Annotated in this window: 12 protein-coding genes; 6 read left to right on the top strand and 6 right to left on the bottom strand. The window is 67.9% G+C overall.

Going from position 1 to position 13,328, the window contains the following annotated elements; translation table 11 throughout:
• Positions 1 to 81: 81 nt before the first annotated feature.
• The 5 genes from ACCC97_RS06590 to ACCC97_RS06570 all read right to left on the bottom strand — a co-directional run bounded on the left by ACCC97_RS06590 (position 82) and on the right by ACCC97_RS06570 (position 5,485).
• On the bottom strand, positions 82 to 1,056 hold the full coding sequence (locus ACCC97_RS06590) for a Bug family tripartite tricarboxylate transporter substrate binding protein (protein WP_413331905.1): 975 nt from the start codon (positions 1,054 to 1,056) through the stop codon (positions 82 to 84).
• A 40-nt stretch (positions 1,057 to 1,096) separates the two neighbouring features.
• Positions 1,097 to 2,062 (bottom strand): MBL fold metallo-hydrolase, encoded by a 966-nt coding sequence (locus tag ACCC97_RS06585; protein WP_413331904.1) that lies wholly within the window; start codon positions 2,060 to 2,062, stop codon positions 1,097 to 1,099.
• Between the two features lie 112 nt (positions 2,063 to 2,174).
• Positions 2,175 to 3,827, bottom strand: a complete 1,653-nt coding sequence (locus tag ACCC97_RS06580; protein ID WP_413331903.1) for an FAD-dependent oxidoreductase — start codon at positions 3,825 to 3,827, stop codon at positions 2,175 to 2,177.
• 7 nt (positions 3,828 to 3,834) lie between these two features.
• Complete coding sequence (locus tag ACCC97_RS06575) at positions 3,835 to 4,956, bottom strand: alpha/beta hydrolase family protein (RefSeq protein WP_413331902.1); 1,122 nt, start codon at positions 4,954 to 4,956, stop codon at positions 3,835 to 3,837.
• The gene (locus ACCC97_RS06570; protein ID WP_413331901.1) at positions 4,949 to 5,485 is read right to left on the bottom strand and encodes a VOC family protein; all 537 of its coding nucleotides are present in this window, start codon (positions 5,483 to 5,485) and stop codon (positions 4,949 to 4,951) included. Before ACCC97_RS06570 ends, ACCC97_RS06575 begins: the two co-directional genes overlap by 8 nt.
• Positions 5,486 to 5,578: 93 nt before the next feature.
• Here ACCC97_RS06570 and ACCC97_RS06565 point away from each other — a divergent pair, with 93 nt between their 5' ends.
• From ACCC97_RS06565 to pyk, 3 genes are all read left to right on the top strand, one after another.
• A complete protein-coding gene (locus tag ACCC97_RS06565) occupies positions 5,579 to 6,484 on the top strand; it encodes a LysR family transcriptional regulator (protein WP_007829064.1) in 906 nt (301 codons plus the stop codon).
• A gap of 91 nt (positions 6,485 to 6,575) precedes the next feature.
• Positions 6,576 to 7,769 (top strand): phosphoglycerate kinase, encoded by a 1,194-nt coding sequence (locus tag ACCC97_RS06560; protein ID WP_413331900.1) that lies wholly within the window; start codon positions 6,576 to 6,578, stop codon positions 7,767 to 7,769.
• A gap of 88 nt (positions 7,770 to 7,857) precedes the next feature.
• A complete protein-coding gene (gene pyk, locus ACCC97_RS06555; RefSeq protein ID WP_007829060.1) occupies positions 7,858 to 9,306 on the top strand; it encodes a pyruvate kinase in 1,449 nt (482 codons plus the stop codon).
• Between the two features lie 79 nt (positions 9,307 to 9,385).
• Here the strand turns inward: pyk and ACCC97_RS06550 are convergent, their stop codons facing one another.
• Positions 9,386 to 10,402 carry a 1-aminocyclopropane-1-carboxylate deaminase gene (locus ACCC97_RS06550; RefSeq protein WP_007829058.1) on the bottom strand — a complete coding sequence of 339 codons (1,017 nt, stop codon included), beginning with the start codon at positions 10,400 to 10,402 and terminating at the stop codon, positions 9,386 to 9,388.
• A 136-nt stretch (positions 10,403 to 10,538) separates the two neighbouring features.
• On the opposite strand from ACCC97_RS06550, the gene ACCC97_RS06545 reads away from it, so the two are divergent.
• The 3 genes from ACCC97_RS06545 to ACCC97_RS06535 all read left to right on the top strand — a co-directional run bounded on the left by ACCC97_RS06545 (position 10,539) and on the right by ACCC97_RS06535 (position 13,318).
• Positions 10,539 to 11,024: an Lrp/AsnC family transcriptional regulator gene (locus tag ACCC97_RS06545; RefSeq protein WP_042672759.1), complete on the top strand. Its 486-nt coding sequence runs from the start codon at positions 10,539 to 10,541 to the stop codon at positions 11,022 to 11,024.
• A 117-nt stretch (positions 11,025 to 11,141) separates the two neighbouring features.
• Complete coding sequence (fba, locus tag ACCC97_RS06540) at positions 11,142 to 12,206, top strand: class II fructose-bisphosphate aldolase (RefSeq protein ID WP_007829054.1); 1,065 nt, start codon at positions 11,142 to 11,144, stop codon at positions 12,204 to 12,206.
• A 206-nt stretch (positions 12,207 to 12,412) separates the two neighbouring features.
• Positions 12,413 to 13,318 (top strand): phosphoribosylaminoimidazolesuccinocarboxamide synthase, encoded by a 906-nt coding sequence (locus tag ACCC97_RS06535; RefSeq protein ID WP_007829052.1) that lies wholly within the window; start codon positions 12,413 to 12,415, stop codon positions 13,316 to 13,318.
• Positions 13,319 to 13,328 lie beyond the last annotated feature (10 nt).

Raw genomic sequence — 13,328 nt, 5'->3', positions numbered from 1 at the left:
CCCCAAGGCGGCCCGCGCCTCCCCCTCGGGGGTGGAGTTACACGTAGCGAAGCGAAGTGAAAAGCCGGGGCTCTCGGTTCGTCAATCGAGCTTCACGCCGGCCGTCTTGATGATGTTGCCCCAGCGCTCGCTCTCCGCGCGAGACAGCTTGTAGAAGTCCTGCGGCGTCCCCGGCAGCGCCTCGAAGCCGAAGTCCGCGAACAGCTTCACCACCTTCGGCGCCTTCATCGCCTTGTGCAGTTCGGCGTTGAGCCGCGCCACCGCTTCCGGCGGCATGCCGGCCGGACCGATCAGGCCGTGGAAGGCATAGGCGTTGACGTCGGGAAAGCCGGCCTCGACGAAGGTCGGCACCTCGGGCAGGGCTCCCGCGCGCTGCGGCAGCGCAATGGCCAGCACCCGCACCTTGCCCGACTTGATGATCGGCAGGCCCGAGGCCAAGTCCAGCATCATCGTCGGCACCTGGCCGCCCATCACGTCGGTCATGGCCGGCGCGGCGCCCTTGTACGGCACGTGCGTGATGCTCAGGCCGGCCTTCTGCTTGAAGAGTTCCATCGCCATGTGGTGCGGCGAGCCGTTGCCGGGCGAGGCGTAGCTCACCTTGTCGGGGTTGGCCTTCACGTAGCGCACGAACTCCGCCACGTTCTTCGCGGGAAAGTCGGGGTGCACCACCAGCGCCACCGGAAAGCGGCCGATGGTGCCGATGTAGGTGAAGTCGCTCGCGGGCTTGTAGGGCAGCTTGGCGAACATGTGCTCGTTGAAGAGCAGCGCGGCGTTCTCCGCCTGCATGATGGTGTAGCCGTCGGGCTTGGCCTGCATCATCACCCCCACGCCGATGTTGGTCGAGGCGCCCGGCCGGTTGTCGATGATGAGCGGCTGCCCGAGCGACGGCTGCATCGCCTCGGCCAGCGTGCGCGCGAGGTTATCGGTGCCGCCGCCGGCCACGTAGGGCACGATCCATTTGATCGGCTGGGCGGGATAGGCCGCCGGCTGCGCCGATGCGAGGCCGGCGGCCAGCGCGAAGGCCGAGGCCAGCAGGGGAAGAAAAAATCGCTTCATCGTCTCTTGTCTCCGTTGCTTGTTTTGAAATCGGTTCAGGTCATTCGCCGCGCAAGATTTGCCATAGCTCGCGGTCGCGTTCGGCGGTCCACACCACCGGGTGCTCGATGCCGCGCAGCTCGTCGTAGGCGCGCGAAACGTCGAAGGGCAGCACGTGCTGGAACACCGGCCAGTCGCCGAAGCGCGGCGTCATCGCCGCCTCGGCGCGCGCGAAGCAGCCCTTGAGCGTCTCACCCGCCGCGATGCCGGCCTTCACACTCTCCAGCAGCGTCGAGAGGAATGCCTTGGTGAGCGCGATCGCCTCGGCGCATGCGGCCTCGTCCTGCAGCACCGCGCCACGGCCTGGCACCAGCACGCGCGGCTTCAGAGCCGCCACCGCGTCGAGCGTGCCGGCCCAGTCGCCGATGTAGGCGTCGCCGGCATACACGCCGCAGCGGTTCTCGACCACGTCGCCCGAGAAGAGCACGCCGCAGTCGGGCAGCCACGCGACCGCGTCGCCGCCCGAATGGCCGCGGCCCAGCGACATCAGCCGCAGCTCGCGGCCGCCGCCCAGCGGCAGCGTGGTCTCGCGATCGAAGACCGTCGTGGGAATGGTCAGGCCCGGTATTTCCTCGACGCCCGCGAACAGGCGCGGAAAGCGGCCGACCTCCGAATCGAAATCGGCCTGGCCGCGCGTGCGTATCCAGTAGAGGGTGCCGCTGCTGGCGACGATGTCGCGCACCTCCGCGAAGGCGCTCGCGCCCATCACGCGCACTGCGTGGTAGTGCGTGAGCACGATGGTGCGGATGGGCTTGTCGGTCACCGTGCGGATGGCGGCGAGGAAGTCGCGCGCCATGCGCGGCGTGGGGCGCGTGTCGATCAGCACCACGTGCTCGTCGCCGACGACGAAGCCGCAGTTGGGATCGAAGTCGCTGATGTAGCCGTAGGCGCCGGGGCCGAGCTGCTGCAGCCGGGGCTTCTGCTCGCGGGTGTCGGAGGCGGATGCGAAGGAAACGGTCGTGGTCATGGGGTGTGGTGGTCGTCCGTTGTCGTCGTGGGTTCTTCTTCGGCTGCCGCGCGGATGCAGGCGAGCAGCGCGGCGTAGAAGCCGTCGGGGTCGGGGATGCGGGGCTCGGTGATCATGGATTGCGGTCGTTGGAGGCCAGTGCGGTGCGTACGGCGCTGGCGATGGCGTCGGGCGTGGCGTTCGCCAGCACCGCGGCGCGGTAGGCGTCGGGACGCACGAGCACGAAGCTGCCCGCGTCGCCAGCGCCGAGATGGGCCGCGAGCTTCTCGTCGGCCTGCAGCGTGGGCAGGCCGCTGTCGCCGCCCACGGCCAGCAGGCGCAGCGGCAAGGAGGCCGTGGCGTCGAGCGCCGCCATCGCCTGCCCGCGCGTCGGCGCGAACCACAGGCCGATGCAATGCGTGCCCTCGGCCAGCAGCTGCATCAGCGTGGTCTCGCGGCCGTCGGACCAACGCAGCGGCAGGTTCTGCACCGAGCGCGCGCCTTCGGGCAGCAGCGGCGCGGCGGGGTAGTCGTTGGCGACCGACATGCGGCCGGTGTTCACCAGCGTCCGCGCGAAGGGATGGCGCGTCGCCAGCGCGACCACCGCGCGGCGCAGCGTGTGCTCGGCCGGCGAGCGCGGCGCGAGAAAGCGCGCCGAGCGGCTCGTGACCTGCAGGTTCTGCTTCGCGGCGGGCTGGCGCTCGGCGTCGTAGCTGTCGAGCAGCGCATCGCCAGCCTTGCCCTGCGCGACCAGCGCGAGCTTCCAGCCGAGGTTGGCCGCGTCCTGGATGCCGCTGTTACCGCCGCGCGCGCCGAAGGGGCTCACCACGTGCGCCGCGTCGCCGATGAAGAACACGTTGCCGTGGCGGAAGCTGTCGAGCAGGTGGTCGCGGTAGCCGTAGGGGCCGATCCAGACGAACTCGAACTCCACGTCCGGCCCGAGCTGCTCGCGCAGCCGAGCACCCGCGACCTCGGGCTGGCTGATGTAGGCGGTGTCGCAGTCCTCGGGCATCTGGTAGTCGATGCGCCAGACGCCGTCGGCCATCAGGTGCTGCCACACGCCGCGGCCCTCGTTGAAGGGCGCGTCCACCCAGGTCCAGCGCTCTGTAGGCAGCGGTTTCTTGAAGCGCACGTCGCTGATGCACCAGCGGTCGGTGCTGCGCGAGGAGTGCGTCTCGATGTCGAGCTGCGTGCGGATCGCGCTGTTGGCACCGGTGGCGTCGATCAGCCGGTCGGCCTCGATGGTGTAGCTGCCGGCAGGCGTCTCGACTTCCAGGCGCACGCCGTCGGCGAGCTGCTCCACGCGCGTGACGCGGTTCTTCCAGCGCAGGTCGGTCAGTCCCAGTTCGATGATGCGGTCGACCAGGAACCACTCGATGTAGAACTGCTGCAGGTTGATGAAGGGCGGCTGCCGCGAGACGCTGTTGGCCTGCAGGTTGAAGTTGTAGACCTCCTGCTCGCCGGAGAAGGTGCGCCCGAAGGACCAGGTGATGCCCCTGGCCGCGATGCGCTCGTAGATGCCCAGGCGCTCGAAGATCTCCAGGCTCTTCTGCGCGTAGCAGATGCCGCGCGATGAGGCGCCGCGCACGCCGACGGTGTCATCCTCGTCCAGCAGCACGGCGCGCACGCCGCGTTGCGCCAGGTCGCAGGCCAGCGTGAGGCCCGAGGGGCCGGCGCCGACGATCACGATCGGATGGCGCGCGGGCTTCGTGTTGCCCAACTCGGGCGGTGGCGTGAAGGGCCAGACCGGCAGTTCGTAGGCCGGCGCGAAAGCGACGTTTTCCATGCGTGCCCTACAGCGCGTGCGCGAACTCGGCAATGGCATCCGCCGCCTTCGGAACCAGCTCCGGCTGTCCCGCGAGATAGTGGTTGCCGCCGACGATGTCGACGTTGCGGATGCGCGAGCCGCCCGCGGCCATCCACGCGTCGCGCGTACTCGGGAAGGTCGACTGGTCGCCCGTGTAGGTCAGCAGCAGCTTCGGCACCGTGGTGCGCGCGAGGTTGGTCGGCCCATCGGCCTGCGAGCGCGAGGACCACTGCGAGAGAAAGGCCGTGAGCGAGGTGGTGCGCCCCATCGCGTTGGCCGAGTAGTTCACCTGCCGTGCGTCGCCCCACACGCTGCCGGGCAGGCGGTCGTTGGGGTCGAGCGAGAGGTCCACGCAGCGCGGATCGGCGTGCGTGCGGTAGACGATGAAGGTTTGGTCGCGTGGTGCGCCGGGTGTGCCACGCAGCAGCGCGAGGCGGTCGAGGCACCACTGCTCGATGCGGTCGAGCCGCGCCTTCTGCGCGGCGCTGAAGCGCGCGAGGAAGTCGCTGTCGTAGGGCACGCGATGGCGCGCGTCGTACATGTCGAGCTCGGGATCGACCGAGAGCGGGTCGTGCTCGTCGGTGACCGAGGGGTCGATCCAGTCGCGCATCAGCCGGGTGCGGCCCAGGTGTGCGGCGCACAGCGCGATGCCGTCCACCGGCGGCAGGTCACTCGGGTGCAGGTGCGTGGGGTCACCGTCGGGCAGGTGCGTGGCCGTGAGTTTTTCGGCCTGCGCCTGGTAGAAGGCCGAGAGCGCTGCGCCGCCCGAGTTGCCGACGAGGAACACCTTCTCGTAGCCGGCCGCGCGCAGGTACTGCACGCCTGCGCCCAGGTCCTGGATGGCGCGCTCCATCAGCAGCACGGTGTCGTTGCCCACGAAGCGCGAGTTGAGGCCCATGCAGCAGATGTCGCGCTCGGCCAGCGGGCCGATCAGGTAGTGGCCCATGAAGTTGCTCGTGGGGTGCATCACGATGGCGGCAATCTTCTTCGGGCCCTGCGGCGCGCGATAGGCGCCGTAGATGCGGGGGCGCAGCAGCTGCAGGCCCGACTGACTCTCCATGGCCGCGCCGGGCTTCACGTCGATGACGGCGAGTTGCAGATCAGGCATGCGATGCACCCCTCGCAGCACGCAGCTCGGCCTTGCGCGCGGTCCATGCATCGAGGTCCGCATGGGCGCGCAGCGCATGCGCGTCCATCTCGGCCTGCGGCACGGTCGGCGTGGTCAGCTCCACGCGGATGCCGTTGGGGTCGAAGAAGTAGATCGACTCGATGATGTGGTGGTCGGTCACGCCCAGCACCTCGACGCCCGCGCCTTCGAGCCGCGCCTTGGCGGCCAGCAGGTCGGCCACCGAGTCCACGCGCAGCGCGATGTGGTTCACCCACGAGGGCGTGTTGGGCGAGGGCAGCGCGGCGACGTCGTCGCCCAGATCGAAGAAGGCGATGTACGAGCCGTCGCGCATGCGGAAGAAGATGTGCACGTAGGGGCAGTACTCGCCCGTGCTCGGCACGTGGTCGCTCTTGATGACGTGGGCCAGCGGCAGGCCCAGCAGGTCTTCGTAGAAGCGGCGGGTTTCCTCGCTGTCGCGGCAGCGCCAGGCGAAATGGTGCAGCCCGCGCACGGGTGGTGGGGTCGGCATGGCTCGTGTTCTCCGGTAAGCCCCCGATTGGGCGATGCGGCGTCTTATGATGCAATCGAAATTAATTCATCAATTGATGAAATAACCATATATATGAACCTGACCCTGCGCCAGCTGCGCGCCTTCGCCGCCGTGGCCGAAAGCGGCAGCTTCACCGCCGCGGCGCAGCAGCTGCACCTCACGCAGTCGGCGCTCAGCGTGCTGGTGCGCGAACTCGAACGCGAAATGGGCGTGCAGCTGCTCGACCGCAACACCCGCAGCGTGCAGCTGTCCGAAGCCGGGCGTGAGTTCCTGCCGTCGGTGCACCGTCTGCTCGGCGACCTGACGAGCGCGGTGGCCGGCGTCACCGATCTTCGTGACAAGAAGAAAGGCTTGTTGCGGCTTGCGGCGCCGCAACTCATGGCCTGCACGCTGATGCCGCGCGTGATCGCGGTCTATCGCGCGCAGTACCCCGACGTCGATGTGCGCCTGGCCGACACGCTGCCCGAGAGCCTGCTGGTGGGCGTGATGGCCGGCGACGTGGAACTGGCCGTGGGCCAGGACGTGGCCGTGGACGGCGCCATCGAGCGCCGTACCCTGTTCCGCGACCGCCACTGGCTGATCTGCCCGCCCGACCACGCCTTCGCCAAGCGTCGCAAGGTGCGCTGGCACGAGCTCGGCCCCTACACTTTCATCGCTCCCACACGCGACTTCCGCCAGCGCGTGCTGCCCGAACTGGCGCCGGCCGAGCGCGACTACATGCTGCGTCCCGGCACGCAAGAGGTGTCGTACATGACCACCGCGCTTGGGATGGTGGCCTCGGGGCTCGGGCTCACGGTGTGCCCGACCTACTCCGCGCCGCTGGTGCGCGCGCATGGCCTGCAGATGGTGCGGCTCGAATCGCCCGACTTCCACCGCGAGGTGTGCGTCTACAGCGCGGCGCGGCGCAGCCTTTCGCCGGCCGCCACGGGTTTTGTCGAGATCCTCGAACAGTTCGCCAGGGCGCAGCAAGAGGCCTGAAAAGCATCGGCCCGCGGTAACAGCCGCTCAGGGCGGCGACGGGGCCAAATCTACAATGCAGGCCGACCCGTCTTCCACCTCCTCCAGACCCATGAACGTCATTCGATTCACCGACCTCTGCGCACAGGGCAAGGCCGCCGGCCAGCGCGTCTTCATCCGTGCCGACCTCAACGTGCCGCAGGACGACGCCGGCAACATCACCGAAGACACGCGCGTGCGCGCTTCCGTGCCCTGCATCCAGCTGGCGCTCGACGCCGGCGCGGCCGTGATGGTCACCTCGCACCTGGGCCGCCCGACCGAAGGCGAGTTCAAGCCCGAGGACTCGCTGGCCCCCGTCGCCAGGCGCCTGGGCGAACTGCTCGGCCGCGATGTGCCGCTGGTGGCCAACTGGGTCGACGGCGTCGACGTCAAACCCGGCCAGGTCGTGCTGCTCGAGAACTGCCGCGTCAACAAGGGCGAGAAGAAGAACGACGAGGCGCTGTCCCGCAAGCTCGCCGCGCTCACCGACATCTACGTGAACGACGCCTTCGGCACCGCCCACCGCGCCGAAGCCACCACCTACGGCATCGCGCAGTTCGCCAAGGTGGCCGCGGCGGGCCCGCTGCTGGCGGCCGAGATGGACGCCATCAGCAAGGCGCTGGCGCAGCCCAAGCGGCCGCTGGTGGCCATCGTGGCGGGCTCGAAGGTCAGCACCAAGCTCACCATCCTCAAGAGCCTGTCGGCCAACGTCGATCAGCTGATCGTCGGCGGCGGCATCGCCAACACCTTCATGCTGGCGGCCGGCCTGAAGATCGGCAAGTCGCTGGCCGAGCCCGATCTGGTCGACCAGGCCAAGGCGGTGATCGAGGCGATGCGTGCGCGCGGTGCCGACGTGCCGATCCCGGTGGACGTGGTCACGGCCAAGACCTTCGCGGCCGATGCGGCCGCCACCGTCAAGGATGCGAACGACGTGGCCGACGACGACCTGATCCTGGACATCGGCCCCAAGACCGCCGCGATCCTGGCCGCGCAACTGCGCGAAGCCGGCACCATCGTCTGGAACGGCCCCGTGGGCGTGTTCGAGTTCGACGCGTTCGCGGGCGGCACCAAGGCCATCGCGCAAGCCATCGCCGACAGCAGCGCCTTCTCGATCGCCGGCGGCGGCGACACGCTCGCGGCCATCGCCAAGTACGGCATCGAGAAGCAGGTCGGCTACATCTCGACCGGCGGCGGTGCCTTCCTCGAAGTGCTGGAAGGCAAGACCCTGCCGGCCTTCGAAATCCTGGCCAGGCGCGCGGCGGGTTGATCCCGGCGGGCGGGGAATCTCACGAGGGTGACTTCCGTCAGACACACAAAGTGTATACAGTAGCGAATACAAAACGGAGACTACCTTCATGAGCACGGACCGCATCCCCCGCCACGCCACCAAGATCGTTGCCACGCTCGGTCCGGCGTCCAACACGCCGGAACTGCTGGAAAAGATGATCCTGGCCAAGGTCAGCGTGGTGCGGCTGAACTTCAGCCACGGCACGGCGCAGGACCACATCGACCGCGCCGCCATGGTGCGCGAAGCCGCCCGCAAGACGGGCCGCGAAGTGGCCATCATGGCCGACCTGCAAGGCCCCAAGATCCGCGTCGGCAAGTTCGCGCAGGGCAAGGTCTGGCTGGAGCCGGGCGCCAAGTTCGTGCTCGACGCCTCGCGCACCGAGCCCGGCGACGCCGATGCCGTGGGCCTCGACTACAAGGACCTGCCGCGCGACGTGAAGCCAGGCGACAGGCTGCTGCTGAACGACGGCCTGATCGTGCTCACGGTGGACGCCGTCAAGGGCGAGGCCGTGCACACCACCGTCAAGCTGGGCGGCGAGCTGTCGAACAACAAGGGCATCAACAAGCAGGGCGGCGGCCTCACCGCCCCCGCGCTCACGGCCAAGGACATGGAGGACATCAAGACCGCGATGAGCTTCCAGGCCGACTACGTGGCCGTGAGCTTCCCGAAGAACGCCACCGACATGGAGATGGCGCGCCAGCTGTGCAACGTGGCGGCGGCCGAGTTCGGCCACAAGCCCGGCATGATCGCCAAGATCGAGCGCGCCGAGGCCATTCCGAAGCTGGAGGAAATCCTGCGCGCCAGCGACGGCATCATGGTCGCGCGCGGCGACCTCGCGGTGGAAGTCGGCAATGCCGCCGTGCCGGCGCTGCAGAAGAAGATGATCCGCATGGCGCGCGACATGGACAAGGTGGTGATCACCGCGACCCAGATGATGGAGTCGATGATCACCAACCCCGTGCCCACGCGTGCCGAGGTCAGCGACGTGGCCAACGCCGTGCTCGACGGCACCGACGCCGTGATGCTCTCGGCCGAGACCGCCTCGGGGCGCTATCCGCTCGAAACCGTGCAGGAGATGAGCCGCATCTGCGAAGCCGCCGAAGGGGCCGAGGACAAGACGCTCGACGCCGACTTCAGCGGCAAGACCTACAGCCGCATCGACCAGTCGATCGCCATGGGTGCGCTGTTCACGGCCCACCACCTGGGTGCCAAGGCCATCGTGGCGCTGACCGAATCGGGCGCCACGCTGCTGTGGATGAGCCGCCACCGCGCGCACATTCCCATGTACGCGCTGACCTCGCGGCTGGCCACGCAGCGCAAGCTGGCGCTGTACCGCAACGTGCGCCCGCTGCTGATGGACTCGCAGACCGACCGCGACACCGCGCTCGAACAGGCCGAGGCCCATCTGAAGAAGCGCGGCATCGTGCAGAGCGGCGACGTCTACGCGATCACCTGCGGCGAACCCATGGGTGCCCCAGGCGGCACCAACATGCTCAAGATCTGCAGGGCGAGCTAGGCACTCCCCCAGGCTTCGCGCCCTCGCCGGGGGCAACACCTGCGGCCCGGCAAAGCCGGTTCCGCGGTGTTCCTGGCGCTCAACCGTTTCTGAAGAGGAAGCTGTAGGCGTTCAGGGCCGGCACGCCGCCCAGGTGCGCGTACAGCACCTTCGAGCCTGCCGGGAATTCGCCCAGCCGCACCTTCTCGATCATCCCGTGCATCGACTTGCCCTCGTACACGGGGTCGGTCAGCATGCCTTCGAAGCGCGCGCACAGGCGGATGGCCTCCAGCGTGCCGTCATTCGGCAGCCCGTACTCGGGGCCGCCGAAGCGGCGGTCGAGCACTACGTCCTTTTCGGTGATGTCGCGGCCCAGCTCGACCAGCTCGGCCGTGTTCTTCGCAATGCGAAGGATCTGGTCGTAGGTCTGCTGCGGCTTGGCCGAGGCGTCGATGCCGATCACGCGGTCGGCGCGGCCGTCGGCCGCGAAGCCCACCACCATGCCGGCCTGCGTGCTGCCGGTGACCGAGCAGACCACGACGTAGTCGAACTTGAAGCCCAGCTCGGCTTCCTGCTGGCGTACTTCCTCGGCGAAGGCCACGAAGCCGAGCCCGCCGCGCGGGTGTTCCGAGCAGCCCGCGGGAATCGGGAACGGCTTGCCGCCGGCCTTGCGCACGCTTTCCATCGCGTCTTCCCAGCTCTTGCGGATGCCGATGTCGAAGCCCGCCGCATCGAGCCGCACGTCGGCACCGAGGATGCGTGACATCTCGATGTTGCCGACCCGGTCGTAGACCGCATCCGAGTAGTTGACCCAATTTTCCTGCACCAGCACGCATTTCATCCCGAGGTGCGCGGCCACGGCGGCGACCTGCCGCGTCTGGTTCGACTGGATGCCGCCGATGGACACCAGCGTGTCGTAGCCGCCCTCGAGCGCCTCGGGAATCAGGTACTCGAGCTTGCGCGTCTTGTTGCCGCCGAAGGCCAGGCCGCTGTTGCAGTCCTCGCGCTTGGCATACAGGTCGACCTTGCCGCCGAGGTGCGCGCTCAGCCGCTTCAGCGGGTGGATCGGCGAGGGGCCGAAGGTCAGGGCGTGGCGGGGAAACTTCTTGAGGTTCATGACGGAGGCTCCAGTGCGTTGAGGCCTTCGATCGTAGGAAGAACGGCTCGCAACGTGCTTGCGAAATTTTCTGGATTCAATCGACAAAAAAATGCACGATGACCAGATCGAATGTTTTTATTCCGTAGAAAAAGTAATGAGCACAACAAAATTGCGTATTCCGCCGGAGCTGGATCGCACCGACCGCGCCATCCTTCGCGCCCTGCAGCGCGACGCCTCGCTGTCGAACGTGGCACTGGCCGCCAAGGTCAACCTCAGCGCCGCCGCCTGCCTGCGCCGCGTCGAGCGGCTCAAGGCGGCGGGGCTCATCAAGGGCATCGTCGCGCTGCTCGACCCCGATGCGCTCGACCTCGGCATGCTCGTGATGATCGGCGTGGTGCTCGACCGCTCCACGCCCGATTCCTTCGCCGACTTCGAGAAGGCCGCGCAGAAGGTGCCGGGCTGCCTCGAATGCCACGTGGTCACGGGCGAGTTCGACTACTTCATGCTCGTGCGCACGCGCGACAGCGACAGCTTCAACCGCCTGCATGCCGAGCAGCTGCTGTACTTGCCGGGCGTGCGGCAGATCAGGACCTTCGTGGTGCTCAAGCAGGTGCTGTCGACCACGCAGCTGCCGATCTGAGGTGCGGGCGCCAAAGCGGCGTCAGTGCCGTCCCACAAGGGGGCTCGGTAGAATTGCGGCAGTTTTCTCTCGTCTTCCCGCCTTCTTCTTCCCCTAATTCCAGCGAGGTATTTCCCCATGGCACTCGTCTCGATGCGCGAACTGCTCGACCATGCCGCAGCCAATGGCTACGGCATTCCGGCCTTCAACGTCAACAACCTCGAACAGGTCCAGGCCGTGATGGAGGCCGCCAAGGAAACGGGCGCGCCCGTCATCCTTCAAGCCAGTGCAGGCGCGCGCAAGTACGCCGGCGAAGCCTTCATCAAGCACCTGATCCAGGCCGCCATCGAGCAGTACCCGAACATCCCGCTGGTGATGCACCAGGACCACGGCCAGAGCCCGGCCATCTGCCAGGGCGCCATCGACCTCGGCTTCTCCTCCGTCATGATGGACGGCTCGCTGCACGAGGATGGCAAGACGCCGGCCTCGTTCGACTACAACGTCGACGTGACCCGCAAGGTGGTCCAGCTGGCACACAAGGTCGGCGTGACCGTCGAGGGCGAACTGGGCTGCCTGGGCTCGCTCGAAACCGGCCTGGCCGGTGAAGAAGACGGCATTGGCGCCGAAGGCGTGCTCGACCACTCGGCCCTGCTGACCGACCCGGAAGAAGCCGCCCAGTTCGTCAAGGCCACGCAGCTCGACGCGCTGGCCATCGCCATCGGCACCAGCCACGGCGCTTACAAGTTCACGCGCAAGCCCACGGGCGACATCCTGTCGATTTCACGCGTGAAGGAAATCCACGCCCGCCTGCCCAACACCCACCTGGTGATGCACGGCTCGTCGTCGGTGCCGCAGGACCTGCTGGAAATCATCCGCAAGCACGGCGGCAACATGAAGGAAACCTACGGCGTGCCGGTCGAGGAAATCCAGGAAGCCATCAAGTACGGCGTGCGCAAGATCAACATCGACACCGACATCCGCCTGGCCATGACCGGCGCGGTGCGCAAGTTCCTGGCCGAGAACCCCGAGAAGTTCGACGCCCGCGAGTGGCTCAAGCCCGCGCGCGAAGCCGCCAAGCAGATCTGCAAGCAGCGCTACATCGAGTTCGGCTGCGAAGGCCAGGGCGCCAAGATCAAGGGCGACAGCCTGCAAGTCGTCGCTGCCAAGTACGCCAAGGGCGAACTGGCGCAAGAAGTCATTTAACCAAGCTCGCCCCCAGGCTGCGCGCACTTCGTGTCGCTTCGCCTACCCCCTACCGGGGGCGGGCCGGCCGCTTCGGGCGGTCGTGCGCGGCGGCCCTCCCGAATGATCGGGGGCTTTTTTCGCGATCTGCGGGCCACCGTCGATGGTGGCTTTTTTCTGCGCGCACAATCCGAATTCCGCTATCCCGTTTTCACCGCAACTGCCTCATGACCACCGTCCACACCTCCTCCATCCAGAGCCTGCCCCTGCTTGCGCGCGGCAAGGTGCGCGACAACTACGCCGTCGGCGAAGACCGCATCCTGATGGTCGCGAGCGACCGGCTCAGCGCCTTCGACGTGATCATGGGCGAGCCCATTCCCGGCAAGGGCGAGATCCTCACGCAGATGGCGCTGTGGTGGTTCGACCGGCTCGGCCAGCTGTGTCCCAACCACCTGACCGGTGATGCGCCCGAGAGCGCGGTCACGCCCGACGAGGTGCCGCAGGTCACGGGCCGCTCGATGCTGGTCAAGCGGCTGAAGCCGATCCCGGTCGAGGCCGTGGTGCGCGGCTACCTCGCCGGCAGCGGCTGGAAGGAATACCAGGAGAGCCGCTCGGTCTGCGGCGTGCCGCTGCCCGAAGGCCTGACCAACGCCAGCAAGCTGCCGCGCCCGATCTTCACGCCCGCAGCCAAGGCCGCGGCCGGCGAGCACGACGAGAACATCAGCTACGAGCGCGTGGTCGAGATCGTCGGCCCCAAGCTGGCCCAGCAGATCCGCGAGACCAGCATCGAGATCTACGAAACCGCCGCTCAGATCGCGCTGGCCAAGGGGATGATCATTGCCGACACCAAGTTCGAGTTCGGCCTGGACGAAGCCGGCACGCTGGTGCTGATGGATGAGGTGCTCACGCCCGACAGCTCGCGCTACTGGCCGGTCGAGGGCTACGAGGCCGCGCTGGCCGCCGGCACCAACCCGCCGAGCTACGACAAGCAGTTCGTGCGCGACTGGCTCGAAGCCACCAAGATCAACGGCAAGCCCTGGGACAAGACGCCCCCGGCGCCGCGCCTGCCGGCCGAGGTCATCGAGAAGACGGCGGCCAAGTACCGCGAGGCGCTGGAGCGCCTGACAGGCTGATTCCGGGCTT

It is taken from the genome of Variovorax sp. Varisp85 (genome assembly GCF_047304045.1).
Classification (GTDB): Bacteria; Pseudomonadota; Gammaproteobacteria; order Burkholderiales; family Burkholderiaceae_C; genus Variovorax.
Note: the sequence above shows the minus strand (reverse complement) of the source record. Positions and strands in the feature narration are given on the sequence as shown.